Genomic DNA, 23,401 nt, shown 5'->3' with positions numbered 1-23,401 from the left:
TTACGAGATCACCACCTTCACGATGCCGGTAAGGGCGATCTGGGCGAGAGAGAGGGGGACGAGGAGGGTCCAGGCGAGTTTCTGCAGCTGGTCCTCGCGCAGGCGGGGGTAGGTCACGCGCAGCCAGATGACGACGAACGCGAGGACGGCCGTCTTCAGGAGGGTCCAGACCCAGCCGAGGCCGTCGGCGCCCCACGGGCCGTGCCAGCCGCCCAGGAAGAGGACGGTGGTCAGGCCGCACAGAACGACGATTCCGGCGTACTCGGCGAGGAGGAAAAGAGCGAAGCGGAGGCCGGTGTACTCGGTGTAGGCGCCGAAGATGATCTCAGAGTCGGCTACCGGCATGTCAAAGGGGGGCCGTTGGAGTTCGGCGAGGCCTGCGACGAAGAAGACGATCGCGCCGACGATCTGCCAGGGCAGCCACCACCACTCGAAGGCGTCGACGATGCCCGGCAGGGAGACCGTGCCCGCCGCCATCGCGACCGAGGCGGCGGTGAGCAGCATCGGGAGCTCGTAGGCGAGGAGCTGTGCGGCCGTGCGGAGGCCGCCGAGGAGGGAGAACTTGTTGGCCGACGCCCAGCCGGCCATGAGGGAGCCGAGAACGCCGACGCCCATGACGGCGAGTACGAAGAAGATGCCCGCGTCGACGACCTCGCCGACGGCGCCCTCGCCCGGGCCGATCGGGATGGCGAGGAGGACGAGGAGGTACGGAAGGAGGGCCACAGCAGGGGCGAGCTGGAAGATACGGCGGTCGGCTCCGGCCGGGACGATGTCTTCCTTCTGGGCGAACTTGACGCCGTCCGCGACGAGTTGGGCCCAGCCGTGGAAGCCGCCGGCGTACATCGGGCCGAGACGGCCCTGCATGTGGGCCATCACCTTGTGCTCGGCCTGACCGACGATCAGGGGGAAGGTGAGGAAGACGACGAAGACGACCAGGAGTCGCAGGGCGACGTCGAGCGCGTCGTTCACTGCGAGCCTCCTGCGGGGTTTTCGGGGGTGGGGTTGTCCGGCATGGGGTCTTCGGGGGTGCGCTCGGAGGGGGCCTCGCTGTCGGACGACGGTGACTCCGTGGGCGCGGCATCCCTGGTCTCCGGCGCCGGCGCCGGGGTCGGGGTCGGGGTCGCGCTCGGGGTCGACTCGGCGTCCTTCGGATCGGGTTCGTCGAAGGCGGGGCGGGCGTGGTGCCAGGGGGCGTCCGCGCTGCGGGGCTTTGCGGGCGGTGAGTGGGGTGGCTTGGGCGGCTCGGGAGCGGTGTCGGCGGCCGCGGCCTCTGGCGCTTCTGGGGCCTCCGACACTTCCGGGGCCTCCGTCGCCTCTCTCGTCCCTGTTGCCTCTGTGGCGTCCGTCGTCCCTGGGCCTGTCGCCTCGGGTGGTGGTGACGGTGGGCGCTGCGAGGCGGAGCCCTGGCTCGCGCTGCGGGCCCGGCGGGGTGCGGCCGGCGGGGTCTCCGTGGGAGCGCCCTCCGGCGCCGACGGGGTGTGGCCTGCCGCGTCCGCCGCCGCTGCTGCTGGGGTCTGGCTTGCCGAGCCCTCCGATGCTGTGCGGGCGCGGCGTACCGGGCGGTCGCCGGCGGCGCGGGCTCCTGCGGCGCGGGCCGGGCGGGTGGGGGCCGGAGGGAGCTGGCCCTTCAGGGGGCCCCATTCGTTGGGGTCGGGGACGCCCGGGGGGAGCATCTGGCGGCGCTTCGGGCCGCCGTGTTCCGACTCCCCCGGTTCCTTCGCACCGGGCCAGGCTTTGGCGACGCGGGCTGCCAGGACGAAGTCCTTGCGGAGGGGGTGGCCCTCGAAGCCCTCCGGGAGAAGGAGGTGGTCCAGGCCGGGGTGGCCCTCGAACCGTACGCCGAACATCTCGTGCGTCTCGCGTTCGTGCCAGGCGGCGCCCGCGTAGATGTCCACGGCCGAGGGGAGTACGGGGGTGGCGTGCGGGACTGTCGTCCGTACGAGGAGACGGCGTACTGGGGAGAGGGCGACCACGTGGGCCGCCACGCGGAAGCCCGCTTCCGGTCCCGCCCCGGGGTCCGGCGCCGTGCTCGGTTCGTCGACCGCGCTCAGCCAGTCGAAGTACGTGCAGGTGAGGGTGGAACGTGCGGTGCGGAGGGCGGCGAGCCATGCGGTCGGGGGGACGTCGACGGTCAGGAGGTCGTACGACGCCTCGGCTCTGGCGTCCGGGCCGAACAACTCCTCCGCCGGGGCCGGCAGCCAGCCGACGCCCGCGTCGCTCCCGTCGCTCCCGATGCCCGCGTCTCCCGTACCTGATTCCGTCATCGGGGGTCTCCCGGCGCCGGCGGGCGGACCAGGTCGCTCTGGAGGGCGGCCGGGGTGGGGCGGGTCGTGCCGTAGCGCTCGCTCAGGGACTCCCGGGCGATCTTCTCCTGGAGCTTGAGGATGCCCTGGAGCAGCGCCTCGGGGCGGGGCGGGCAGCCGGGGACGTACACGTCGACCGGGATGATCTGGTCGACGCCCTTCGTCACCGAGTAGGAGTCCCAGTAAGGGCCGCCGCAGTTGCTGCAGGCGCCGAAGGAGATGACGTACTTGGGCTCGGGCATCTGTTCGTACAGGCGCCGTACCGCCGGGGCCATCTTGTCCGTGACCGTGCCCGAGACGACCATCAGGTCGGCCTGGCGCGGTCCGGGGGCGAAGGGGATCACGCCGAGGCGGATGAAGTCGTGGCGGGCCATGGACGCGGCGATGAACTCGATCGCGCAGCAGGCGAGGCCGAAGTTGAAGACCCAGAGCGAATAGCGGCGGCCCCAGTTCAGGACCACCTTCATCGGCTCGGGGGCCAGGCGTGCGAGGGCGCCCAGCCGTTTCGGCTCCGGCAGCAGCACGGGCTCGGGGGCGGGTGGCGTCACGTCCATGTCAGGACGCCCTTCTTGTATGCGTAGAGCAGGCCGACGGTCAGGAAGCCGAGGAAGATGAACATCTCGACGAGGGTGGTCGCGCCGTAGCCGGGGGCCGCGAAGACCGTCGCCCAGGGGAACAGGAAGATCGAGTCGACGGCGAAGATGACGTACAGGAAGGCGTAGACGTAGTAGCGCACCTGGGTGTGCGCCCAGCCCTCGCCGACGGGGTCGACACCGCACTCGTACGTCAGGAGCTTCTCGGGGGTCGGGACCACGGGGCGCAGCAGGCGGCCCGCCCCGAAGGCGACCGCGACGAAGAGCACGCCGACGACGGCGAGCAGTCCGACGACGGAGTAGGACTGGAAGTACTCCGACGCCGCGATGTGGTGCGACGCTTCGATGTGCTCCGTCGTGGCTACGGCGGTCGGTACCGGCACGTCCGTCCCTCGCTCCCCTGTCGTCGTTCGGCGATCTGTACGGAGATCTGTACGGACGGGAGTCTAGGGCCTGCTAAAGAGACCGTAAGCAGCCCGTCACGCATGGCCATGTCCAAGGTCGGGTTCGAGTCACGTGCGGGGTGGTGGCCGAGGTTGTGTTCGGGGTCCTGTTCCGGGTCGTGTTCGGAGTTATGTCCAGGGATGGGTCCGGGGTGGGGGCCGGGGTGGGGTTTTCCCCCGTCCGTCCGGGCGGTCCGCCTCATGGCGCGGGGGCGCGGTGCCGGGCAGGCTGGCGGTCATGAGCGCACGTATCACCGCCACCAGCGCGGAACCCGAGGACGACCGTCTGCCTCCTGCCCGTTTCGCCCTCGACCGGCAGACCTGGAAGGAGATCTTCCATCTCCTGCTCAATCTGCCGATGGCGTTGTTCGGTTTTGTGTACGTGGTGACCGTGGTGTCTGTGGGGTCGTTCATGACCCTCACCGTGATCGGCCTGCCGCTGCTCGGCGCCGGGCTGATGGGCGCACGCCAGTTGGGCCGGATCGAACGGGCACGGGCGAGGGCACTGCTCGGGGTCCGCGTGGACGAGCCGAGTCCGCTGCCGCTGGGCAGCAGACGGGGCACCCGTGGCCAGGAACTCGGGTTCTTCGGGCAGTTGTGGCTGGCGGTGAAGGACCCGGTCGGCTGGCGCACCATCCTGTACGACTTCGTACGGCTGCCCTGGGCCGTCCTCACGTTCTCCGTCGTGCTCGTCTCGCTCTTCGTGCTGTGGCCGGTGCTGCCGTTCCTGGCCCGGGGGCTCACGAACGTGGACCGGGCGATGGTGCGCGGGCTGCTGTCGCCCTCCGACGAGCTGGAACGCCGTATCGCCGAACTGGAGTCCGACCGGGGGGTCGTCGTGGACACCGCCGCGGCCGATCTGCGGCGTATCGAGCGGGATCTGCACGACGGGGCGCAGGCCCGGCTGGTGAATCTGGCCATGGGGCTCGGGCTGGCCAAGGAGAAGCTCCTGGAGGGGCAGGCCGACGAACACGTGGCGGCGATGGTCGAGGAGGCGCACGGCGAGGTGAAGCTCGCCTTGCAGGAGCTGCGCGATCTGGCACGCGGGATCCATCCGGCCGTGCTGACCGACCGGGGGCTGGACGCGGCGCTGTCCTCGGTGGCCTCGCGGTGCACCGTGCCGGTGCAGGTGACCGCCGATCTGCCGGCCAGGCCGGCCGCCGCCATCGAGGGCATCGCCTACTTCACGGTCTCCGAGCTGCTCCAGAACATCAGCAAGCACAGCGGGGCGCGGAACGCCTCCGTCGACGTCTGGCGTACGGATGAACGGCTGCTGATCCAGGTGTGGGACAACGGGCGCGGCGGTGCGCGGCTCGACGGCGGTACGGGCATGGCAGGGCTGGCGGACCGGCTGGGCGCGGTGGACGGGCTGTTCGTCATCGACTCGCCCGAGGGCGGGCCCACGACGGTCACGGCCGAGTTGCCCTGGCGGGAACGGGCGGACTCGTAAGCAGCTGACGTGCGGCTGGCGGGCTCCTGGGCATCGGGCTCCTCGGCGGCGAGTCGTCGGCATGGGCGTAGGTAGGGAAAACCCCCGGGGGAAGACGCCTACGTGCTCCATGGTCCGTGGGGGTCGGGGCGAGCAGGCTGAAGGCAGGCGGGGCTGAGGGCAAGCGGACAAGCGGGCAGGGCTGCGGCTTACGAGCCGATGAGCAGATGAGCCGACTAGAAGAACGGACTACGGCGATGGCCACGGAGTACGGACAGGGGTACGGGCGGCAGGGCGGGCCCGGGGCCGGATTCCACGCAACGGTGGACGGGGACACCGGGGAGTGGCGGCCGGGGCGGCGTCGGCATCGGCTGCCGGCCGCGTTGCGGGCGCCCGTCGAGGCACGCAGTTGGCGTGAGTTCGCGTATGTGCTGCTGAGCCTGCCGATCAGCGTGCTGGCGTTCTCGTACGCCGTCACCTTGGCCTCCACCGGTTCGGCGCTGCTGATCACCTTCCTCGGGATCCCGGTGCTGGCCGCGGGTCTGGCGGGGTGCCGGGGGTTCGGGGTGCTGGAGCGGAAGATGGCGCGCGGGCTGCTCGGGGCCGACGTGGCCGAACCGGAGCCGGTGCGGGCGCGGAAGCCGGGGGCGTCGACGTCGTGGATGGGGGCCGTGCTCAAGAGCGGTACGTCATGGCGGCACCTGCTGTACTCGGTGCTGCATCTGCCGTGGGCGGTGTTCTCGTTCGTGGTCGCGGTGTCCTTCTGGATCTACGGGTGGGCGCTGCTCACGTACCCGCTGTGGTTCTGGGCCTCCCCCATCAACGCCGGGTCGGACGGTCTCCAGGTGGTGCACAGCGGCGAGGCCAACTCGATCCGCCTCGACAACCCGTTCGAGGTCGGTGTGACCGCGCTGGTCGGGCTGTTGTTCACCATGGCCACGCCCTGGATCGTGCGGGCGCTGACCATGGTGGACCGGCTGATGGTGCAGGGGCTGCTGGGGCCGTCGCGGCTGGCGACCCGGCTGGTCGAGCTGGAGTCCGACCGGGGGGTTGTCGTGGACACCGCGGCGGCTGATCTGCGGCGTATCGAGCGGGATCTGCATGACGGGGCGCAGGCTCGGCTGGTTGCGCTGGCCATGGATCTGGGGCTCGCGAAGGAGAAGCTGACGGAGGACCCGCAGGCGGCGGCGCGGATGGTGGGTGAGGCGCACGGTGAGGTGAAGACGGCGTTGCAGGAGCTGCGGGATCTGGCGCGCGGGATCCATCCGGCGGTGCTGACGGACCGGGGGCTGGATGCGGCGCTGTCCTCGGTGGCGTCGCGGTGTGTGGTGCCGGTGCAGGTGGAGGTGGACCTGGTGGAGCGGCCGGCCGCGGCGATCGAGGGGATCGCGTACTTCACGGTGTCCGAGCTGCTGCAGAACATCAGTAAGCATGCGAGGGCGACGTGGGCGTCGGTGGATGTGTGGCGGGTGGAGAACCGGCTGATGCTGCAGGTGGTGGATGACGGGGTGGGGGGCGCGGATGCGGGTGGGGGGTCCGGGTTGGCGGGGTTGGCGGGGCGGCTCGATGCGGTGGACGGGATTCTGGTGGTGGATTCCCCGGTGGGGGGGCCTACGCGGGTGACTGCGGAGTTGCCCTGGCGGGGGTAGGTGTTTCGCCTCCGCCGCCCTTACCCGTCCCATCCCTGGGGCTGCGCCCCCAGACCCCCCTTTACGGCCCTGAAGGGGCCTTGTCCTCAAACGCCGGACGGGCTGAGATGCCTGAGCCTGGGGTGAAGACACGGCGGGGGCGGGTGGGTGGGAGAGAAGCTGGGGCGGGACGGGCCTTGTCCTCAACGCGGGACGGGCTGGATGGAAAACGGTTGCATCAACCCGCCGACAACCCCCCGCCCCGGTCCGAATACTGGGATGCTGGAGTCTCGTGTTCGGACGGGCTGGGGGGGCCGGGAATCGTGGAGGACAGGGTGCGGGTGGTCATCGCCGAGGATTCAGTGCTGCTGAGGGAGGGCCTGACCCGGTTGTTGACCGACCGTGGGCATGACGTCGTCGCCGGTGTGGGTGACGGGGTCGCGCTGATCAAGACCATTACCGAGCTTGCCGCGCAGGACGAGCTGCCGGACGTCGTCGTCGCGGATGTGCGGATGCCGCCCACCCATACCGACGAAGGGGTCCGGGCCGCCGTACAGCTGCGGAAAGCGCACCCGGGACTCGGTGTGCTCGTGCTGTCGCAGTACGTGGAGGAGCGGTATGCGACCGAACTGCTCGCCGGGTCCAGTCGTGGCGTCGGATATCTGCTGAAGGACCGGGTCGCCGAGGTGCGCGAGTTCGTCGACGCCGTCGTACGGGTGGCCCAGGGGGGCACCGCGCTCGATCCGGAGGTCGTGGCTCAGCTGCTCGGCCGCAGTCGTAAACAGGACGTACTCGCCGGGCTCACTCCCCGGGAGCGCGAGGTGCTGGGGCTCATGGCCGAGGGGCGGACGAATTCGGCCATCGCGCGGCAGCTCGTCGTGAGTGACGGTGCCGTCGAGAAGCACGTCAGCAACATCTTCCTGAAGTTGGGACTCTCCCCCAGCGACGGCGACCACCGGCGTGTTCTCGCCGTCCTCACCTACCTCAACACCTGATCTCCTGACACTGTGTCAGCAACCGAACCGAAGCGTCGGCCGGGAGCGTCTACAGAGGCAGTACAGGGGCGAGAAATCGTGACAAGTCCGGGCGTCGAACCGTCTCAAAATGGCGTCCATCATGCGATCGGTCCAGAGAAGGCGACCCTTACCGACGTACTGTTGATCCTGGGAGGGTCCGCGGGAGGACCGCTCCCAGGCCGCCGCCTCGAAGGAGGTCCAGTTCAGTGACCAGCCAGGTCAGCAGTCCAGCGGACAGTTCAGCAGGCAGCTCAGCGAACGGTTCAACGGAGAAGGCCGGCTCAGACGTCGGAGCCGTCGGATCCGTCGTGGGAGAACAGCGCAATCCGACAGGTGTGAAGGACGTACGCCGCCTCGATCGGGTGATTATTCGGTTCGCGGGGGACTCCGGGGACGGTATGCAGCTCACGGGCGACCGGTTCACGTCGGAGACGGCGTCCTTCGGGAACGATCTGTCCACTCTTCCGAACTTCCCCGCCGAGATCCGAGCGCCCGCAGGCACCCTGCCGGGCGTTTCCTCGTTCCAGCTGCATTTCGCCGACCACGACATCCTCACGCCCGGCGATGCGCCCAACGTGCTGGTCGCCATGAATCCGGCCGCCCTGAAGGCGAACATCGGTGATGTGCCGCGCGGTGCGGAGATCATCGTCAACACGGACGAATTCACTAAGCGGGCCATGCAGAAGGTGGGGTACCCGGTCAGTCCGCTGGAGGACGGTTCCCTCGACGGGTACAGCCTGCACCCGGTGCCCCTGACCACGCTCACCGTCGAGGCGCTCAAGGACTTCGCCCTTTCCCGCAAGGAGGCAGAGCGCAGCAAGAACATGTTCGCGCTGGGGCTGTTGAGCTGGATGTACCACCGGCCCACCGAGGGCACCGAGAAGTTCCTGAACACCAAGTTCGCCAGGAAGCCCGAGATCGCCGCCGCCAACATCGCCGCGTTCAGGGCGGGTTGGAACTTCGGTGAGACGACCGAGGACTTCGCCGTCAGTTACGAGGTGGCGCCGGCCTCCACCGCGTTCCCCACCGGTACCTATCGCAACATCTCGGGGAACCTGGCCCTGTCGTACGGACTGATCGCGGCCGGTCAACAGGCCGATCTGCCGCTGTACTTGGGCTCCTACCCGATCACGCCGGCCTCCGACATCCTCCACGAGCTCAGCAAGCACAAGAACTTCGGTGTCCGGACCTTCCAGGCTGAGGACGAAATCGCCGGTATCGGGGCCGCGTTGGGCGCCGCGTTCGGCGGGGCCCTCGGCGTCACGACCACCTCCGGTCCGGGCGTGGCCCTGAAGTCGGAGTCGATCGGGCTGGCCGTTTCGATGGAACTGCCGCTGCTGGTCATCGACATCCAGCGGGGCGGGCCCTCCACCGGGCTGCCGACCAAGACCGAGCAGGCCGATCTGCTCCAGGCCATGTTCGGGCGCAACGGCGAGGCCCCCGTCCCGATCGTGGCCCCGTGCACGCCCGCCGACTGCTTCGACGCCGCCCTCGAAGCCGCCCGCATCGCGCTCACCTACCGGACCCCGGTGTTCCTGCTGAGCGACGGCTACCTCGCCAACGGCTCCGAGCCCTGGCGCATCCCCGAGGTCGACGAACTCCCCGACCTGCGCGTGCAGTTCGCCCAGGGACCCAACCACACCCTCGACGACGGCACCGAGGTCTTCTGGCCCTACAAGCGGGACCCGCAGACCCTGGCCCGCCCGTGGGCCATCCCCGGCACCCCCGGGCTCGAACACCGCATCGGCGGCATCGAGAAACAGGACGGCACCGGCAACATCTCCTACGATCCCGCCAACCACGACCTGATGGTCCGTACCCGCCAGGCCAAGATCGACGGCATCGACGTACCGGACCTGGAGGTCGACGACCTGTCCGGCACGGCGAACACCCTGGTGCTGGGCTGGGGTTCGACGTACGGACCGATCACCGCGGCGGTACGGCGGCTGCGGGCGGCCGGGGAGTCGATCGCGCAGGCCCATCTGCGCCACCTCAACCCCTTCCCGCGGAATCTCGGCGAGGTGCTGAAGCGGTACGACACGGTCGTGATCCCTGAGATGAACCTCGGCCAGCTCGCCACGCTGATCCGGGCGAAGTACCTGGTGGACGCCCACTCGTACAACCAGGTCAACGGTATGCCGTTCAAGGCCGAACAGCTCGCCACGGCTCTCAAGGAGGCCATCGATGGCTGAGACGTCCACGGAAGGCTCCGGTACCGGCGCGATCGAGGCACTGACTCTGGTGCCCAAGGCCGTGGCCAGGCAGTCCATGAAGGACTTCAAGTCCGATCAGGAAGTGCGCTGGTGCCCCGGCTGCGGGGACTACGCGGTCCTCGCCGCCGTCCAGGGGTTCATGCCCGAACTGGGGCTGGCGAAGGAGAACATCGTCTTCGTGTCCGGGATCGGGTGCTCCTCCCGCTTCCCGTACTACATGAACACGTACGGGATGCACTCCATCCACGGCCGCGCCCCCGCCATCGCCACCGGACTCGCCTCCAGCCGCCGCGACCTGTCCGTCTGGGTCGTCACCGGTGACGGCGACGCCCTCTCCATCGGCGGCAACCACCTCATCCACGCCCTGCGGCGCAACATCAACCTGAAGATCCTGCTCTTCAACAACCGGATCTACGGGCTGACGAAGGGGCAGTACTCGCCCACCAGCGAGGTCGGGAAGATCACCAAGTCGACCCCGATGGGCTCGCTCGACGCGCCCTTCAACCCGGTCTCCCTGGCCATCGGTGCCGAGGCGTCGTTCGTCGCCCGGACCGTCGACTCCGACCGCAAGCACCTCACGAGCGTGCTGCGCGAGGCCGCCGCCCACCCCGGCACCGCGCTGGTCGAGATCTACCAGAACTGCAACATCTTCAACGACGGCGCCTTCGAGGTCCTCAAGGACCGGCAGCAGGCCGAGGAGGCGGTGATCCGCCTGGAACACGGGCAGCCGATCCGCTTCGGGGCCGACGGCGCCAAAGGTGTCGTACGGGACCGGGCCACCGGCGATCTGAAGGTGGTGGCCGTGACCGCCGACAACGAGGGCGACGTGCTCGTGCACGACGCGCACTCCGCGTCCCCGACCACCGCCTTCGCGCTCTCCCGGCTCGCCGACCCGGACACCCTGCACCACACGCCGATCGGGGTCTTCCGGTCCGTCGACCGGCCCGTCTACGACACCCAGATGGCCGACCAGCTCGACACCGCCATCGTCCAGAACGGCAAGGGCGACCTGGGCGCACTCCTCGCCGGCGGCGACACCTGGACGGTCGTCGGCTGAGTCCTACGGCCTAACGGCATACGGAGCGGTTACGAGGCCCGGGCCCTTTCGGCTCGGGCCTCGTCGTACGCCCGGCGGGCCCGCTCCACGTCCGGCATGCGCTCCCCCGTCCAGGCCGCCAGGGCCTTGACCTGGACGCCGGCCTCGCGGCCGAGGTCGGTGAGCGAGTAGTCGACGCGGGGCGGGATGACCGCCTTCGCGTCCCGGTGGACCAGGCCGTCGCGCTCCAGCGTCTGGAGGGTCTGCGTCAGCATCTTCTCGCTGACTCCGCCGATGGCCCGGCGCAGCTCACTGAAGCGGTACGGGCGCTCCAGCAGCTCCATGAGGACGAGCACACCCCAGCGGCTGGTGACGTGCTCCAGGACCAGCCGGTGCGGACACATGCCCTCGGCTTCGATCTCGGGGCTCTTCTTGTCTACCGGCTTGCTTACCGGCTTGCTTACCGGCGTGGCACTTACTTCCATGTAAGTACCCTACTTCAAAGTGGGTACTTTCGCGGAGTTAGCGCAACCCCTACAGTTAGTGCCAGCCCGCACCCCACAAGGAGATACACACCATGAGCATCGTCGTCACCGGAGCAACCGGCCAGCTGGGTCGTCACGTGGTCGAGCAGCTGCTGGAGAAGGTTCCGGCCGACCAGATCACCGCCGTCGTGCGCGACGCGGAGAAGGCCTCCGGCTTCGCCGCCCGCGGTGTGAAGATCGCGGTCGCCGACTACAACCAGCCCGAGACGTTCGACGGTGTCATAGCCGCCGGTGACAAGGTGCTGCTGATCTCGGGCAACGAGTTCGACAAGGGCCGCGTCGGCCAGCACAAGGTCGTCCTCGACGCCGCCAAGGCCGCGGGCGCCGCGCTGCTCGCGTACACCAGCGCCCCGGGCACCCTGACGGCCGCGCTGGCCGACGACCACAAGGGCACCGAGGCGGCGATCCTCGAGTCCGGCGTCACGTACTCCCTGCTGCGCAACGGCTGGTACAACGAGAACTACACCGAGCAGCTCGCCGTCGCCCTTGAGCACGGCGTCACCCAGGCCGCGGGCGACGGCAAGGTCGCCTCGGCCGCGCGCGCCGACTACGCCGCCGCCGCTGTCGCGGTGCTGACCGGCGAGGGCCACGAGAACTCGACGTACGAGCTGAGCGGCGACACCGCGTGGGGCTTCGCCGAGTACGCCGCCGAGGTGGCGAAGCAGTCCGGCAAGGACGTCGCCTACAACGCCGTCCCCGCCGACGTCCTCACCGGCATCCTGGTCGGCGTCGGCCTGCCCGAGGGCCTCGCCGCGATCCTCGCGGGCGTGGACGTGGCCATCGAGCAGGGCCAGCTGGCCGGCACCCCGGGCGACCTGTCCCGCCTGACCGGCCGCCCGACCACGCCGATCGCCGAGTCGATCGCCGCCGCGCTCAAGGGCTGACCCCCGACCGCTCAAGGGCGTGCACTCCCCCGTCACGCCCTTGAGCACACCCACCCCCGCCTGTCATGACCGTATGCCGATACGGGCATGACAGGCGGGGGCGCTCGGCGTTACCGTCGTGGGCACATGCCCCTATGGTCATGCGGCAGTACGAGACACCCATGCGGTGGTACGAGGGGGAGGCACCGGTGGCCCGGAAGCCGATGGGCGAGCAGCGCACAGGTCTGCTGAACGGCTTCGCGGCATACGGGATGTGGGGCCTCGTCCCGCTCTTCTGGCCGCTGCTCCAGCCGTCCGGAGCGGTCGAGATCCTGGCCCACCGGATGGTGTGGTCCCTCGTCGCCGTCGGCGTCGCGCTGCTGGTGCTGCGCCGCTGGGCGTGGGCGGGCGAGCTGCTGCGGCAGCCGCGCCGCCTGCTGCTGGTCACGGCCGCGGCGGGGTTCATCACGGTCAACTGGGGTGTCTACATCTGGGCCGTGAACACCGGGCACGTGGTCGAGGCCTCCCTCGGGTACTTCATCAACCCGCTCGTCACCATCGCCATGGGCGTCATCCTGCTGAAGGAACGGCTGCGGCCGGTGCAGTGGACGGCGGTCGGTGTCTGTCTGGCCGCGGTACTCGTCCTGACGGTCGGATACGGCCGCCCGCCCTGGATCTCCCTCTGCCTCGCCTTCTCCTTCGCCACCTACGGCCTGGTCAAGAAGAAGGTCAACCTCGGCGGCGTGGAGTCACTGGCCGCCGAGACCGCGGTCCAGTTCCTGCCCGCGCTGGCGTATCTGCTGTGGCTGGGCGGACAGGGCGAGTCGACCTTCGGCACCGAGGGCGCCGGACACGCGGCGCTGCTCGCGGCGACCGGCGTGGTCACCGCGCTCCCGCTGGTCTGCTTCGGCGCGGCGGCGATCCGGGTGCCGTTGTCGACGCTGGGGCTGTTGCAGTACCTGGCCCCCGTCATCCAGTTCCTCCTCGGCGTCCTGTACTTCCACGAGGCGATGCCGCCGGAGCGCTGGGCCGGGTTCGCGCTGGTCTGGCTGGCCCTCGTCCTGCTGACCTGGGACGCGCTGCGGGCGGCCCGGCGGGGCGCGCAGGCACGGGCGCTCGCGGGCGACGGGGCCGTCGACGCGATGCCCGCGCCGCTGACGGCGACACCGGCCGCGGGCGCCACGGAGGACGTCCGCCGCTGAAAGCGGGCCACTGTCAGTGGGGCGCGTTATAAGTGGTTTCCATGACACTGACACCTTCGACCGCCCCCACGCCGGTGCACTGGAAACTGGTCATCGACTGTGCGGATCCGCACGCACAGGCCGATTTCTGGGCCGCCGCCCTCGCGTACACGGTCGAGGACCACAGCGCGCTGATCGAGCGCCTGCTGGGCCTCGGTGCCGTACCGGCCGAGCTGACCGTCGAGTCGCACGGCCACCGTGCCTGGCGGGACCTGGCCGCCGTACGGCATCCGGACGACCCGTACGAGGAGGAGAACGGGACCGGGCTCGGCCGGCGGCTGCTCTTCCAGCGCGTACCGGAGCCGAAGTCGGGCAAGAACCGGCTGCACCTCGATCTGCACCCGGGCCCGGACCTGCGCACGGCCGAGGTCGAGCGGCTGAGCGGGCTGGGGGCGAGTGTGCTGCGGGAGGTGCGGGAGATGGGCGGGGAGTGGGTGGTGATGACCGACCCGGAGGGAAACGAGTTCTGCGTGCACTGAACAGGCCTTGCCGGACTAGTCATGCCCATGTTCATCCGGTATGCGAACTCCCTGTCCGGATAGCACTCTTGACGAACCGTTAGCCAGAGCTTCACCATCCAGGCACCCATTCGCTGTGGAATCCCTGTGATTCCCAAGGAATTCGGAGCCCCCCACATGAAGCTCTCGGTTCCCGGACGCACCACAGCCACCGCTGTGGCCGTCACCGTGCTCGCCACCACCGCGCTCCTCACCACGAGCACCGCGGCGGGCGCGGCCCCCGCCCCCGACTCCGCGACCTCCGCACGGTCCGTCAAACTCGCCGCCGCGCCCGATCTGCCCCTGGCCAACGTCAAGGCGCATCTGACCCAGTTGCAGTCCATAGCCACCGCCAACGGCGGCAACCGGGCGCACGGCAGAACCGGTTACCGTGCCTCGCTCGACTATGTGAAGGCCAAGCTGGACGCGGCCGGATTCACCACGACCATCCAGCAGTTCACGGCGTCCAGCCGTACCGGCTACAACCTGATCGCCGACTGGCCCGGCGGTGACACCAACCAGGTGATCATGGCGGGCTCGCACCTCGACAGCGTCTCCTCCGGCGCCGGTATCAACGACAACGGCAGCGGCTCGGCCGCCGTCCTGGAGATCGCGCTCGCCGTCTCCCGTGCCCAGTACCAGCCCACAAAGCATCTGCGTTTCGCCTGGTGGGGAGCGGAGGAGCTGGGCCTGGTCGGATCCCGCTACCACGTCAACAACCTCTCCGCCGCGAACCGTGCGCGCATCAGCGGCTATCTGAACTTCGACATGATCGGCTCGCCGAATCCCGGCTACTTCGTCTACGACGACGACCCGACCATCGAGCAGACCTTCAAGGACTACTACGCGGGTCTCGGCGTCCCGACCGAGATCGAGACCGAGGGCGACGGCCGCTCCGACCACGCCCCCTTCAAGAACGTGGGCGTGCCCGTCGGCGGTCTGTTCACCGGCGCCAGCAACACCAAGTCGGCGGCGCAGGCGGCCAAGTGGGGCGGTACGTCGGGCCAGGCGTTCGACCGCTGCTACCACTCGTCCTGCGACACCACGGCCAACATCAACGACACCGCCCTCGACCGCAACAGCGACGCGGCCGCGTACGCCGTGTGGGAACTGTCGGAGTAACACCCGCACTTCATGACTCCGTGGCCCAACTCCCCCGTACCGCACTCGCGATGCCATCGCACGGATGCCAAGATCGGTATGCAGGCAGGCAGTCAGTCGGTTCGGTACGGGGGAAGGCACATCCATGCGCAGTGCGGGTACGAGAGTGATGGCGGCCGTCGTGGCAGGGCTGGTCCTCGCCGGATGCGGCGGGTCGGCGCAGCCGGAGAAGGCCGCCGATGCCGGCGATCCCAAGGCGGACGGTCAACCGGCCGTTACGCTAGCCGAGTTGACCGTCCCCGCCGCTTATGACGCCACCCGCGGCTGGGACCAGGAACTGCCCTGGGTCCGCGAGGGCTCCGAGACCGCGCCCGTCGCCGTCGCACCCGCCTCCGGCACCGTCGCGTATGTGATCGCCGACCAGTCCGAGATGTACGTCCAGGTGCGCAGGGCCACGACGGGCAAGGTCCTGTGGACGAGCGCCCCCTGGACCCCGCCGGGGTCACTGGACGACTCCGCGGGCTACGACCCCGCCGCCACGGCGCCCGCCTCGGTGACCGCCGTGAGCGCGGGCGGGCGCGAGTACTTCGTCGCGTGGGCGCACGGGCTGTCCGGCAAGGACGAGCTGCACGACGGCAAGGAGATCGTCCAGGCCGAGGTGTACGCGGCCGACGCCTCCGGGAACGCGGTCGCGCCGCTGCGCAGTGTCGACGTTCCCGTGGACGCCGACCGGGGCACCGCCCAGGGCGACGCCGTGGTCCGTGACGGCGGCGCCGGCCAGGCCCTCGTCAGCTGGTCCGACGGCTCGGCGGCGGTCGACGTCACCAGCGGCAAGGTCACCACGTACGACGAGGAAAGCACCGTCGTCGGGTTGGGCGAGCGAGGGCCCGTGACGAACTCCTCCGGCGGCGGATTCGGCGTGCCCGGCGGCTGGTCGAGCACGGACGTGGCCCCCGAGGGCGCCGCCGCCGAAACCGGCGGCTTCGGTGTCGACCTGGTCAACGGCACCGCCCAGACGGTCGCCGACGGCAAGGTCGTCGCCTCCTGGGAGCCCGCCCAGGAGGCCAACGAGGACGGTTCCGAGGAGATCGTGCGGACCGTGCACGACGCCGCGACCGGCGAGGTGCTGGTGCGCGCCGAGTGCCGCGACCGCACGCTCACGGAGACGTTCGACAGCGACGACACCGTCCTCGGTGACAGCGTCCTGACCTCCGTCTCCCCCAACGGCCGCTATCTCTCGTACGGTTGGATGCTCTTCGACCTCCAGAAGGGCACCGTGGTCTGTCTCGCCAAGGGCGCGGGCGGGGACGAGGGCCGCAAGGACATGATGATCGACTCCGTGCGCGACGACGGCACGGCGTACGGCACCGTCCCGGGCTCGGATCCGCGCGTCGCCGTCGAGATCCCGGCCGCGACGGGCACGCCGGAGGCTCTGCCGACCGGCACGGAGGTGCCCGCGTACACGCCGGCCGGCGCAGGCGTCTTCCTCACCTGGATCGAGGGCGGCGGGATCCTGCTCTCGGGGCGCGTGGAGAACTGAGCCCGGATATGCGGGAGTTCACGAATCACAGGGACCTCACGGATCTCACCGACCTCACGGTCGCGGAGATCGCCGCCGCCGTACGCGCGCGGGACGTGACCGCCGTCGACGTCGTCACGGCCGCCCTCGCGCGGATCACCGTCGTGGAGCCGGAGTTGTGCGCGTTCGCCGAGGTGCGGGGCGAGGCGGCGGTACGGCGGGCGCGCGAGGTCGACGCAAGAGTGGCCGCGGGTGAGCGGCTGCCGCTCGCGGGCGTTCCGATCGCGGTCAAGGGGCGGTACGCGGAGCGGGCGTCGGACGCGGTACGGCTGATCGCCGCCGGGTGTGTGCCGGTGGGCGCCACCTCCGTACCGGGGCCCGGAACTCACTGGCAGACGTGGGGACTTGGGGCCGGTGGACCGACCCTCAACCCGTGGCGGGCGGACCGTGTGCCTGGCGGTTCGTCGGCGGGGGCAGCGGCGGCGGTGGCAGCGGGCCTGGTCCCCCTCGCGACCGGCGCCGACGGGGCGGGGTCGGTACGCATCCCGGCCGCGTGGTGCGGGGTGTTCGGCCTCAAGTCGACGAACGGACGCCTGCCGCATCCCGACCGGACGGGGCTCAGCACGGTCGGGGCGGTCGCTCGACGGGCGGCGGACCTGCGGGCGTACTGGCGGTGCGTGACGGGTGCGGTGGACGTGGTGGGTGCGGCGGGCACACCGGGTGCGGCGAGCACGCCGGGTGCCACCGGCGGTACGGGTGGCGGCGGCCGGGAGTCCGAAGGGCGCCCACGCCCGCTCACCGCCCTGTGGTCCGACTCCCTCGGTTTCGCCCGCACCGATGCCGGGCCCGCCCTTGTCGCGCACGGCGCCGCACTGCGGCTAGGCGGTGCGGGGATCGTACGGCTGCTGCCGCCGGGCGATACTCCCGTGTGCCTCGACGACCCGGCGCCGGCCTGGCTGGCACTGCGTACGCCGGGCGCGGACGGCGACACGGCGGCGGTGAGCCGGTTGCGGGCGGCGAACGACCGGCGGCTGGCGGAGCTGTTCAGCCGGGCCGACCTGCTCCTGACCCCGACGACCCCGAACCCGCCGCACGGTCACGAGGGCCCCGGCGACCGGTACTCGACCGCGCTCACCTGGGCGTTCAACCTCAGCGGGCACCCGGCGGCGAGCATCCCCGCGGGGTTCGGCCCGGACGGCTGCCCGGTCGGACTCCAGGTGGTCGCCCGGCACGGCGAGGAGGAAGTGCTGCTGCGGGTCATGGCGGAGGCGGAGGAACGGGCGGGACTGCGGGCACCCAGGGCGCGATAGCACCACCTGAGGGTCGGGTTCAGGACGTCTGGGACTGAGGGCCGCGCCGGGGCTGGCCCTTCATCAATGCATGTGCATAAACTGCGTACGCATGCAGTCACCGTACGCGCACCCACCCGCCGTACACCAACCACACCGGGGGCCGACCATGGACCGCAACTTCCTCTTCCTGCTGGGCAGCAGCCGCAGCGACGGCAACACCGAGTTCCTCGCCCGCAGCGCCGCCGAACAGCTGCCCGCCGGTGTCGGGCAGCGCTGGCTGAGTCTCGCCGAGCTCGCGCTGCCCGACTTCGAGGATCTGCGCCACGACGCGGACCACGTCCGGCCCACCGGAGACAACGCAGCCCTGCTCCTCGACGCCACGCTCGCGGCGACGGACATCGTCATCGCCTCGCCTCTGTACTGGTACTCGGTGTCCACCTCCGTCAAGCGCTACCTCGACCACTGGGCGGGCTGGCTGCGCACCCCCGACCTGGACTTCAAGGCCACCCTCGCCAGACGCACCCTGTGGGGCGTCACCGTCCTCGCCGACCCGGAACCGACGGTCGCCGACCCGCTGATCGGCACGCTCAACAACTCGGCCGCGTACCTGGGGATGCGGTTCGGCGGGGTGCTGCTCGGCAACGGGAGCAAGCCCGGTGACGTACGGAACGACACCGAGGCACTCACCCGGGCGAAGACGTTCTTCGACCGGGACGCACCGCTCGCCCGCTACCTGCACCAGGCTTCGTAAGACCGGGACCGCTACGCCCTACGCGGAGATGTCCTTCGTCGTGAACCGTGCCCAGGCGGCCGAACCGAACACCGCCGCGTACAGGCCCTGGATGCCGAGGTTCTTCAACAGGTCGTCCCAGTAGACCGGTTCGCGCATGAGGTCGGCGAAGGACAGCCAGTAGTGGGAGAAGAAGTACGGCTGGAGCGCGTGCAGTTGGGGGATCTGGTCGAGGATCTGGACCGTGATGAGCAGCCCGACGGTCGTCGCCATCGCCGCGATACCGCTGCTCGTCACCGTGGAGACGAACAGGCCGAGGGCCGCCACGCCGATCAGTGACGCGGCGACGGCCAGGGCGATGAGCAACGCCCGCCCGAGACCCTCCGCGAAGCTGATGGTCGTACCCGAGATGGTCATCAGGTCGCCGAGCGGGAAGAGGAACGCGCCGACGGTGAGCGCCGATATCGCCACCACCAGCGTCGCCACCAGGCAGAACGTCAGGATGGTCGCGTACTTGGTGAGGAGCAGGCGGGTGCGGCCGGCCGGGGCGACCAGCAGATAGCGGAGCGTGCCCGCGTTCGCCTCGCCGGCGATCGCGTCGCCCGCGATGACGCCGATGGCCATCGGGAGGAAGAAGGGGAGGGTCGCGGCCAGCGCCGTGAACACCAGGAACAGGCCGTTGTTGCTGATCTGCGAGATGAACGCGGGGCCGCCCCCGCCCGGGCCGGCCGAGGAACCGTCGCCGGTCTCGATCTTGACCGCTATGCCGACGAGGACCGGTACTGCCGCCAGGACGCCCAGGAGGGCGATGGTGCGCCAGCGCCGGAAGGTGGTGACGAGTTCGCTGCGGAAGAGGCCAAGGGTCCAGAGGGGACTGGGCTTACGAAGGGTTGCGACGAGCCCGGTTCCTGAACCGGAGGTTTCGGTGAGGGACGGTCCCGGTTCCGTACGGGCGGTTTCAGCCTGCGACATCGAAGCCCTCCCCCGTCAGCGCCACGAACGCGTCCTCCAGGGAGGCCCGTTCGACGCCGAAGCCACGGACACGCACACCCGCCCTCACCAACTCGGCGTTGAGGTCGGCAAGTTCACGATCCGGAGGCTCGGCGGTCACCCGGTCCTCGGTGATGACGACATCCGAGGCCCCCTGCTCCTTCAGCACCCGAGCCGCATCCGTCGCGTCGGGCGTCGTCACGACCAGCCGGCCGCGCGCCCCGGCGGCCAGTTCGGACACCGCGCCCTGGGTGATGAGCCGCCCCTGCGCCATCACGGCCGCATGCGTACAGACCTGCTCGATCTCGTCGAGGAGGTGGGAGGAGAGGAAGACGGTAGTGCCGTCGGACGCCAACTCCCTCACCAGGGAACGGATTTCACGCATGCCCTGCGGATCGAGCCCGTTGGTCGGCTCGTCGAGGACCAGCAGCCGGCGCGGCTGGAGCAACGCCGCCGCGAGCCCGAGCCGCTGCTTCATGCCCAGCGAGTACGCCTTCGCCTTCTTGCCGGCGGCCGCCGTCAGGCCCACCCGGTCCAGCGCGTGCGCGACGCGCGTACGCCGGGTGCGCGGATCGGCCGTCGGGTCGGCGGCGTCGTACCGGACGAGGTTGTCGCGGCCGGAGAGGAAGCCGTACAGCGCGGGCCCCTCGATGAGCGCGCCGACATGCGGCAGCACGGCGCGGGTGGCACGGGGCATCGGCCGCCCCAGCACCCGCGCCGTACCCGACGTCGGCTCGATCAATCCCATCAGCATGCGGATGGTGGTCGTCTTGCCGGAGCCGTTCGGCCCGAGGAAACCGAAGACGCTGCCCGCCGGGACGGTGAGGTCGAGAGCGTCGACGGCGAGTTGTCCGCCACGGAAGCGCTTGGTGAGGGCACGGGTGACGATGACCGCGTCGTCGTCACCCCGGTTCACCTCTTCCGGCTCCGTCTCTTCCCGCTCCGCGGCGGACGGCTCCTCCATGGGCTCCCTCAATCGTCATGCGTGTACGACGGTTCCCGTACGGGAGTTACTGGGCTGCGTTCGCCGCCTTGACCAGGGCGTCCTTCGTGACGGCGCCGACATAGAGCTTGCCGTCGTCCGTCATCAGGGCGTTGATCAGGCGGGTCTTGAAGACCGTGCCGGAGCCGAAGTCGCCGGACACCTCGTCGCCGAAGGAGTCGAGGAAGCCGCCGAACGCACCGGCGTCGGGCGAGCTGCCGGCCGACGGCATACCGCCCTCGGTGCCCGAGTCGAACGTGGCGATGGAGTTCCAGCCCTCGCCGATGACCTTGAAGCCATCACCTTCGAACCCGTCCGCCCTCTCCTCGGGGCCCTCAAGTCCGCTGACGTCGATCTTGAGATCGCCCTTGAGGTCCTCGTCGAACTCCTTGCCGAAGTCCCTGCCGGAGTTCTTCTCGGCCGCGGCTTCGCCCGCGCCCTCCTCGGTGACCTTCGTGCCCTTGGGCGGGGTGAAGTCGAAGGTCGAGGCGGCGGGCTTGGCGAAGTCGACGTCGACGAAGCCGGCGTCCACGACAGCGGCACCGCCGCTCGCCGGGGTGAGCGTGAACTTCAGCGGCGTCCCGGTCTTCGAGTCGACGGCGATACTGATCGCCCCGACCGTGGACCCGGACGCCTTCGGCTTGATGACCAGCTTGTACGCGTCCCGGCCGGCGACCTGGGCGGTGCCGTCGACGGTCACGGAGGTCGTGTCGTCGACCGCTTTCAGGGCCTCGTCGGCGAACTCCTTGGGCGTGGAGGGCACGTCGTCAGGCAGGGCCTGGTCCTTGCCCTTCTCGCCCTTGCTGCCGTCGCCGCTCTCGAATTCGGGGTCGGTCGCGTGGTACGCCTCGTTCGAGGCGCTGTCGTACGCCCACACCTCGTCGCCGTTGTGGATCACGCTGTACTCGGCTGCTTTCTCCAGCAGCGACAGCTTCTGCTTGTCGGGGCCGTCGACGGCGACACGGACCGTGTGCGTGCCGGAGGCCAGTTCGAGGAGCTTGGCGCTCGGATCGGCGGCCGACCCCGAGTCGTCGGAACCGCCGCCGAGGCTCCCGCCCGACAGAAGACTGCTCTCGAGACCGCCCAGGTCGGGCAGCCCCAGATCCGTACTGATCTTCACCGTGCCGGACAACTGCTGTACGTCCGACGCGGCGATCTTCTCGATGAGTTCCTGCGCGCTGATCTTCGGGAGATCGGGGTCACCGGAGCCGGCGAACGCCGGTACCAGCCCGATCGTCGCCACCGTCAGACCGATCACCACGGCCGGCGCGGCGTACCGCGCGACCTTGCGGCGCCGGGACGGCACGTCCTCAGCTTCGTTCTGGTTCCCGACCTGGGCCTCTTCGTACGGTGCCATGTGTGCCTTACCTCCGTCGTCGGCGGCGGCTGTCAGTCCCACACCTGTCCACCCTGAGCCGCCATTCTCACCCGAACCGGTGAGGAGTGGTGTTAACCATCTGACCAAATCCCCGATGAGGAATCGTCAGACCGTGGGCTCAACTCCGCGTACTGCCACGGGATGACACGAGGAGGAAAACCCTCCCCTGACCCGTAGGGGTCACGTGGTGCGACAGCGGTACCCCTTGAGCGCCGCGGCCGGCACCATCCAGCCCGTTGGGGGTCCCCCCTCTGGGGGAGTTTGAGGACGAGCGCGTTCAGCGCGAAAGGGGGGTCTGGGGGCGCAGCCCCCAGGAAGGGATGGGACGGGTAAGGGCGGCGGGGGCGAACCTACCCGGCCCGATGCACCACCGCATCGCACAACTCCGCCAACGCAGCCTTCGCATCACACTCAGCCAACGGCACCAACGCAGCCCGCGCCTCCTGCGCATACCGCACCGTGTCCCGCCGAGCCTGCTCCAACGCCGGATGCTCCCGCAGCCGAGCCAACGCCTCCGCATGCCGAGCGTCGTCACTCAGGTCAGAATCCAGCAACTCGCACAACGCGACATCCTCGGCCAGCCCCAGCCGAGCCACCCGCTCCCGCAACCGCAGCACGGGCATCGTGGGAATGCCTTCCCGCAGATCCGTCCCCGGCGTCTTGCCCGACTCGTGGGAGTCGGACGCGATGTCCAGCACATCGTCCGCGAGCTGGAAAGCGACGCCGAGCCGCTCCCCGTACTGAGTGAGCACATCCACGACACTGTCGTCGGCCCCGGACATCATCGCCCCGAACCGGCAGGCCACAGCCACCAGCGACCCGGTCTTCCCGCCCAGCACATCCAGATAGTGCTCGACCGGATCCCGCCCGTCCGACGGCCCCGCCGTCTCCAGGATCTGCCCGGTCACCAGCCGCTCGAACGCCTCCGCCTGCACCCGGACCGCCTCCGGCCCGAGGTCGGCGAGAATGTGCGAGGCGCGCGCGAACAGAAAGTCCCCGGTCAGCACCGCGACGGAATTCCCCCAGCGTGTGTTGGCGCTGGGCACCCCGCGCCGCACCTCGGCCTCGTCCATGACGTCGTCGTGGTAGAGCGTCGCCAGATGGGTCAGCTCGACCACCACGGCGGACGGCACGATCCCCGGCGCGTGCCGGTCCCCGAACTGCGCCGCGAGCATCACGAGCAACGGCCGGAACCGCTTCCCGCCCGCCCGCACGAGATGCTGCGCGGCCTCCGTGATGAAGGGGACCTCGCTCTTGGTGGCTTCGAGCAGGCCTTCCTCGACAGCCGTCAATCCGGCCTGGACATCGGCTTCGAGAGCCTGGTCCCGCACGCTCAGCCCGAACGGCCCGACGACGGTCACGAGGGATCTCCTGTCTGCTGGTGTCTACTGGCGGTCACACGGTTTGTCGAAGGTCGCTGCCATCACTCAAGTCAGCGTATCCGGTCACGTTTCGATCACCACGAGCGCCCGCCCGTCCAGGCCAGGCGGTATCGGATCACGACCGGAATGTTTTTGATCAGCACATAAGCATGGACATTTATAGGCACCGCTTGCCCCGCCCATGAGCGCGCACTCCCCAGTCGGCGGACACCCATGCCCA

General features: G+C 70.0%; 21 protein-coding genes. 12 read left to right on the top strand and 9 right to left on the bottom strand.

The annotated features are described in order from the left end of the window. The 4 genes from ACH4TV_RS25230 to ACH4TV_RS25215 are packed head-to-tail and all read right to left on the bottom strand — an operon-like array spanning nucleotide 1 to nucleotide 3,279. Nucleotides 1-969, bottom strand: a complete 969-nt coding sequence (locus tag ACH4TV_RS25230) for an NADH-quinone oxidoreductase subunit H (RefSeq protein WP_398401794.1) — start codon at nucleotides 967-969, stop codon at nucleotides 1-3. Further along, nucleotides 966-2,264, bottom strand: coding sequence for an NADH-quinone oxidoreductase subunit C (locus tag ACH4TV_RS25225; protein ID WP_398401792.1), 1,299 nt, complete (start codon nucleotides 2,262-2,264; stop codon nucleotides 966-968). Before ACH4TV_RS25225 ends, ACH4TV_RS25230 begins: the two co-directional genes overlap by 4 nt. Then, nucleotides 2,261-2,857, bottom strand: a complete 597-nt coding sequence (locus ACH4TV_RS25220; protein WP_398401790.1) for an NADH-quinone oxidoreductase subunit B — start codon at nucleotides 2,855-2,857, stop codon at nucleotides 2,261-2,263. The genes ACH4TV_RS25225 and ACH4TV_RS25220 overlap by 4 nt, the downstream gene beginning before the upstream one ends. After that, complete coding sequence (locus ACH4TV_RS25215) at nucleotides 2,848-3,279, bottom strand: NADH-quinone oxidoreductase subunit A (protein WP_398401787.1); 432 nt, start codon at nucleotides 3,277-3,279, stop codon at nucleotides 2,848-2,850. Before ACH4TV_RS25215 ends, ACH4TV_RS25220 begins: the two co-directional genes overlap by 10 nt. A gap of 298 nt (nucleotides 3,280-3,577) precedes the next feature. Between ACH4TV_RS25215 and ACH4TV_RS25210 the strand changes: the two genes are divergently transcribed. The 5 genes from ACH4TV_RS25210 (at nucleotide 3,578) to ACH4TV_RS25190 (ending at nucleotide 10,682) form a co-directional block, all read left to right on the top strand. After that, nucleotides 3,578-4,789, top strand: a complete 1,212-nt coding sequence (locus ACH4TV_RS25210) for a sensor histidine kinase (protein ID WP_398401785.1) — start codon at nucleotides 3,578-3,580, stop codon at nucleotides 4,787-4,789. Between the two features lie 236 nt (nucleotides 4,790-5,025). Then, entirely contained in the window at nucleotides 5,026-6,417 is a 1,392-nt protein-coding gene (locus tag ACH4TV_RS25205; RefSeq protein WP_398402332.1) for a sensor histidine kinase, read from the top strand. Nucleotides 6,418-6,731: 314 nt separating this feature from the next. Next, a complete protein-coding gene (locus tag ACH4TV_RS25200; protein WP_398402330.1) occupies nucleotides 6,732-7,391 on the top strand; it encodes a LuxR C-terminal-related transcriptional regulator in 660 nt (219 codons plus the stop codon). Nucleotides 7,392-7,618: 227 nt separating this feature from the next. Further along, nucleotides 7,619-9,604, top strand: coding sequence for a 2-oxoacid:acceptor oxidoreductase subunit alpha (locus ACH4TV_RS25195; protein WP_398401783.1), 1,986 nt, complete (start codon nucleotides 7,619-7,621; stop codon nucleotides 9,602-9,604). Continuing rightward, nucleotides 9,597-10,682: a 2-oxoacid:ferredoxin oxidoreductase subunit beta gene (locus tag ACH4TV_RS25190; RefSeq protein WP_398401781.1), complete on the top strand. Its 1,086-nt coding sequence runs from the start codon at nucleotides 9,597-9,599 to the stop codon at nucleotides 10,680-10,682. Before ACH4TV_RS25195 ends, ACH4TV_RS25190 begins: the two co-directional genes overlap by 8 nt. Nucleotides 10,683-10,711: 29 nt before the next feature. On the opposite strand, the gene ACH4TV_RS25185 is transcribed toward ACH4TV_RS25190, so the two are convergent. Then, complete coding sequence (locus tag ACH4TV_RS25185) at nucleotides 10,712-11,065, bottom strand: winged helix-turn-helix transcriptional regulator (protein WP_398402328.1); 354 nt, start codon at nucleotides 11,063-11,065, stop codon at nucleotides 10,712-10,714. Between the two features lie 173 nt (nucleotides 11,066-11,238). Between ACH4TV_RS25185 and ACH4TV_RS25180 the strand changes: the two genes are divergently transcribed. The 7 genes from ACH4TV_RS25180 (at nucleotide 11,239) to ACH4TV_RS25150 (ending at nucleotide 18,470) form a co-directional block, all read left to right on the top strand. Beyond that, nucleotides 11,239-12,090 (top strand): NAD(P)H-binding protein, encoded by an 852-nt coding sequence (locus tag ACH4TV_RS25180; RefSeq protein ID WP_398401779.1) that lies wholly within the window; start codon nucleotides 11,239-11,241, stop codon nucleotides 12,088-12,090. A 161-nt stretch (nucleotides 12,091-12,251) separates the two neighbouring features. Continuing rightward, nucleotides 12,252-13,271, top strand: coding sequence for an EamA family transporter RarD (gene rarD / locus ACH4TV_RS25175; protein ID WP_398402326.1), 1,020 nt, complete (start codon nucleotides 12,252-12,254; stop codon nucleotides 13,269-13,271). A gap of 41 nt (nucleotides 13,272-13,312) precedes the next feature. Then, nucleotides 13,313-13,789 carry a VOC family protein gene (locus ACH4TV_RS25170; RefSeq protein WP_398401777.1) on the top strand — a complete coding sequence of 159 codons (477 nt, stop codon included), beginning with the start codon at nucleotides 13,313-13,315 and terminating at the stop codon, nucleotides 13,787-13,789. Between the two features lie 156 nt (nucleotides 13,790-13,945). Then, nucleotides 13,946-14,929, top strand: coding sequence for a M28 family metallopeptidase (locus ACH4TV_RS25165; protein WP_398401775.1), 984 nt, complete (start codon nucleotides 13,946-13,948; stop codon nucleotides 14,927-14,929). A 124-nt stretch (nucleotides 14,930-15,053) separates the two neighbouring features. Continuing rightward, nucleotides 15,054-16,448, top strand: coding sequence for a hypothetical protein (locus ACH4TV_RS25160; RefSeq protein ID WP_398401773.1), 1,395 nt, complete (start codon nucleotides 15,054-15,056; stop codon nucleotides 16,446-16,448). 8 nt (nucleotides 16,449-16,456) lie between these two features. After that, nucleotides 16,457-17,737: an amidase gene (locus ACH4TV_RS25155; RefSeq protein ID WP_398401771.1), complete on the top strand. Its 1,281-nt coding sequence runs from the start codon at nucleotides 16,457-16,459 to the stop codon at nucleotides 17,735-17,737. Between the two features lie 148 nt (nucleotides 17,738-17,885). After that, nucleotides 17,886-18,470 carry a flavodoxin family protein gene (locus ACH4TV_RS25150; RefSeq protein ID WP_398401769.1) on the top strand — a complete coding sequence of 195 codons (585 nt, stop codon included), beginning with the start codon at nucleotides 17,886-17,888 and terminating at the stop codon, nucleotides 18,468-18,470. Nucleotides 18,471-18,488: 18 nt separating this feature from the next. Here ACH4TV_RS25150 and ACH4TV_RS25145 read toward each other — a convergent pair whose 3' ends face one another. The 4 genes from ACH4TV_RS25145 to ACH4TV_RS25130 all read right to left on the bottom strand — a co-directional run bounded on the left by ACH4TV_RS25145 (nucleotide 18,489) and on the right by ACH4TV_RS25130 (nucleotide 23,160). After that, nucleotides 18,489-19,421 (bottom strand): ABC transporter permease, encoded by a 933-nt coding sequence (locus ACH4TV_RS25145; protein ID WP_398401768.1) that lies wholly within the window; start codon nucleotides 19,419-19,421, stop codon nucleotides 18,489-18,491. Further along, nucleotides 19,408-20,403 (bottom strand): ABC transporter ATP-binding protein, encoded by a 996-nt coding sequence (locus tag ACH4TV_RS25140; RefSeq protein ID WP_398401766.1) that lies wholly within the window; start codon nucleotides 20,401-20,403, stop codon nucleotides 19,408-19,410. The genes ACH4TV_RS25145 and ACH4TV_RS25140 overlap by 14 nt, the downstream gene beginning before the upstream one ends. Before the next feature lie 46 nt (nucleotides 20,404-20,449). Beyond that, the gene (locus tag ACH4TV_RS25135) at nucleotides 20,450-21,778 is read right to left on the bottom strand and encodes an outer membrane lipoprotein carrier protein LolA (protein ID WP_398401764.1); all 1,329 of its coding nucleotides are present in this window, start codon (nucleotides 21,776-21,778) and stop codon (nucleotides 20,450-20,452) included. A 371-nt stretch (nucleotides 21,779-22,149) separates the two neighbouring features. Beyond that, a complete protein-coding gene (locus ACH4TV_RS25130; protein WP_398401762.1) occupies nucleotides 22,150-23,160 on the bottom strand; it encodes a polyprenyl synthetase family protein in 1,011 nt (336 codons plus the stop codon). Nucleotides 23,161-23,401 lie beyond the last annotated feature (241 nt).

Source organism: Streptomyces sp. NPDC020898 (genome assembly GCF_044333925.1).
GTDB lineage: Bacteria > Actinomycetota > Actinomycetes > Streptomycetales > Streptomycetaceae > Streptomyces.
This window is presented reverse-complemented; position numbering and strand designations above follow the sequence as displayed.